The organism is Priestia sp. P5_B4 (assembly GCF_056400385.1).
In genome coordinates this window covers 1-932 of record NZ_JBFULJ010001191.1, presented here as the reverse complement: position 1 = coordinate 932, position 932 = coordinate 1, and the positions used below count along the sequence as shown (strand labels likewise).

Annotated in this window: 1 protein-coding gene; it reads left to right on the top strand. The window is 40.1% G+C overall.

Features of this window, described 5'->3' with window-relative positions:
- Positions 1-932: branched-chain amino acid aminotransferase (locus AC1DRF_RS29855; RefSeq protein WP_477742553.1), on the top strand; the 932-nt coding region annotated here is incomplete at both ends.

The following is a 932-nucleotide window of genomic DNA, read 5'->3' as shown; positions in this document are numbered from 1 at the left end:
GGATTATACAGAAGGCCAAGGATGGCACGATGCTCGTATTGTACCTTATCAACCTATCACATTAGATCCGGCATCCATGATCTTTCATTACGGGCAGTCTGTTTTTGAAGGACTAAAAGCATATGTAACAAAAAAAGAGCAAGTATTATTATTTAGACCAGATGAGAACTTCAAACGTTTAAATAAATCAAACGATCGTCTTTGTATTCCTCATGTTGATGAAGACTTAGCGCTAGAAGCGTTAAAGCAGCTGATTAAAATTGACCGCGAATGGATTCCTACTGCTGAAGGTACATCATTATACATTCGCCCATTTGTCATCGCAACAGAGCCTTACTTAGGAGTAGCACCATCTGACCGCTATCAATTTATCATTATTCTTTCTCCAGTTGGTTCATATTACAAAGAAGGGATTGCTCCTGTAAAAATCGCGGTTGAAAGCGAATTTGTTCGTGCTGTAGCCGGAGGGACAGGAACAGCTAAAACAGGCGGAAACTATGCTTCAAGCTTAAAAGCTCAGCAGCTTTCTGACTCAAAAGGCTATTCACAAGTACTGTGGTTAGACGGCGTTGAACGCAAATACATTGAAGAAGTAGGAAGCATGAATATTTTCTTCAAAATCGATGGAGAAGTAGTAACGCCATCCGTGAACGGAAGCATTTTGGAAGGAATTACGCGTAAATCTATCATTGAGCTGCTAAAACACTGGGATATGCCTGTAACTGAGCGCCGTATTTCTATGGAAGAAATTAAGCAAGCTTATTCCGAAGGCAAACTAGAAGAGGCATTTGGAACAGKTACAGCTGCAGTTATTTCTCCAATTGGCGAACTATTTTGGAATAACGAGAAAATGGTCATTAACGATGGAAACACAGGAGAAGTATCACAAAAACTGTATGACACTCTAACAGGTATTCAAAATGGTACAGTGG